Here is a 2566-nt window from a genome sequence, read left to right as displayed (position 1 = left end):
CGTGAAGTAAGTTGTACTTGGATTTGGCATCACTGTCACTTTCAGCTCTTCTTCGCTCGTAGTGGTCACTTTCTCCGCAGATACCGACTGTGTTACTCCCTTGTTGCTGTTCACCGATGTAATCGGTGCCGCAGGCGCACTGCAATCGTAGCTGTTCCAGATCACTTTGTTACCCTTGCTCTCTACTTCCTCGGCTATGAACAGACCTGTCATATACACATCGTCCTGACAGTTCGAGGCTGCGTGTGCACTATGATTACAGTCGTTGTGATCATGCCCCTTATGCTTACAGTCTTTGCTGCTATGCGCTTTGTGGTCACAATCACCATGTTTATCGTCGTCATAGTCCGAATCGGTAGCCGTTACACGCAGTTTACCGTTCGGCATCAGCACATTGGCGATCACCCGGGTATCTCCACCCTTCACCGTGAACTTCTCTTCATCCTTGCGCTGGTCGGCCATGTAGAAGCTTACTTGGTAGCTTTCAGGGTTTACCAACACCTGGCTGCCGATGCTCACCTTATTACCCACCCTTACACTGGTGTTCGGTGCAAAGCGGATATAGGTGTAGTCGTTGTTCTTAGCACCCCTGTCGGCCGTGAAGTTCTCTATGTTCAGTACCGTACTGGTAAAGCGGATACTGGCACCCTCTTCCAGGCGGATATTACCGAAAGTGTTGCCCGATACCGTTACGCTGATCCCCTTCTTGATCGTCAGGTTCTTATAGTTACCACTTAAAGTGGCATTGTTCTGGGAAGCTGTCAGGCTCGGCAGGCTGTTGGTGCTGGCCGTATTGTACTGCATCGTTGGCAGGCTTACCGCCGCAATACCGATGATCTGGCTGTTCAGCGTAATGCCGGAGCCGTCTTTATCGATCTTGGGGGCTTTTACAAACGAACCCGCTCCGGTTACGCCGCTATAGCTCTTGAACTCCGCTTCGCCCCTGGCTGTCATAATACCTACGCTGCCGCTTAACACTTTGTTGTATTTACCCAATTCCACTTCCTTGTAAGCAAGGATGGTGTAACTGCTGCTGAGGGTCTGTTTCTGGAAGTTATATACCGCTGCACTGGCACTTACACAACCCGTTACCGATGACTGGGTGTACAGGTAGTAATTACCATCTGCATTGGTTAAACCAAGGCTTAACACAGGGTTGGCACTGAAAGTGCCCGGGGTATTGCTGGCTGACCAGCTATACAAAGACGGGTTAATGCTCGATGAAGCCGTTAAGCTGGTCTGGTTACAGAACGCATCGGCATTACTGCTTACATAGGTAGCTACCGGTAATGGGTTCACCACTACACTGGTGCTGCCGGTGCTGGTGTTGCCGTTTACATCCGTTACCGTCCAGGTAATGGTAGAGGTGCCGATGTTGAAGGCGCCGGATGCATCATAACCTGTGCCCGTTCTGCTGGTAGCTCCGGTTACCGCATAAGTAACCGTGGCGATACTGCAGTTATCCGTAGCGCTGGCCGCAGGGATCGTGTACTGGGTGCTGCCGCTCGCATTGGCACAGAATACCTGCGCCGCTGGTACCGTTACGATTGGTGCCAGATTATCGATCACCGTAACCGTTGCTGTTTGTGATGCACTGTTGCCGTTTACATCCGTTACCGTTAAGGTAACCGTGTTCTGGCCTACATTGCTGCAGTCGAAGCTGGTTTTATCCAGACTGTAAGTAGCAATACTACAGTTATCGGTAGAGTTATTGTTGATCTGTGCTGCGGTAATAGCTGCTGCACCGCTGGCATCCAGCTGGATGGTCATATTGTTCGTGATCACCGTTGGTGCAATATTATCTACCACTGTTACAACAGCAGTTTGTGAAGCACTGTTGCCATGGATATCCGTTACCGTTAAAGTAACCGTATTGATCCCTACATTAGCGCAGTTGAAGGTTGTTTTGTCCAGACTGATGGTTGCAATACCACAGTTATCCGTTGATCCGTTATTGATCTGTGATGTGGTGATAGAAGCATTACCGTTAGCATCCAGCTGAATCGTGATATTATTCGTGATCACTACCGGTGCTTCGTTATCTGTTACCGTTACGGTCTGTGTATGGCTCGCTGTTAATCCATTCACATCGGTTACCGTCCACAAAATGCCTGTTACGCCCACCGGATAAGCCGCTGTTAATAACAATCCATCTGTTCTCACCCCTATCACACTGGCAATACCACAGTTATCTGTTGCAGCTGGTGCTGTTATGCTGATCTGCGCGCCACATACACCCGCATCATTGTTCACCGCTATATTGGCCGGTGTAATGATCACCGGTGTTTCTGTATCCGTTACCGTGATAGTGAAAGTACATACTGAACTGCCTACCGCATTGGTAGCAGTAGCTGTAATCGTATGTATGCCTACCGTAAAGAAGCTGCCTGAGCTTACTGTATTTCCATTTTCTGTATAAGTAATCACAGAGGCAGGGATCGCAGTTGACTCGGTAGCCGCAAATGTGACGTTGGTACCACACTGGCCCGCTGTTGCTGTAACAGCTATATTGGCAGGACAGACAATCACCGGTGGTAAACCGGTTACCGTTACGGTAAAGGAACAG

General features: G+C 49.6%; 1 protein-coding gene. It reads right to left on the bottom strand.

Annotated elements, in window-relative coordinates:
- Nucleotides 1-2529: HYR domain-containing protein (locus tag QUA40_RS28285; protein ID WP_333131968.1), on the bottom strand; the 2529-nt coding region annotated here is incomplete at its 3' end.
- Nucleotides 2530-2566: the final 37 nt, after the last annotated feature.

Origin of the sequence: Microcoleus sp. Pol11C3 (genome assembly GCF_036701485.1) — a bacterium.
Taxonomy (GTDB): domain Bacteria; phylum Cyanobacteriota; class Cyanobacteriia; order Cyanobacteriales; family Microcoleaceae; genus Microcoleus.
Note: the sequence above shows the minus strand (reverse complement) of the source record. Positions and strands in the feature narration are given on the sequence as shown.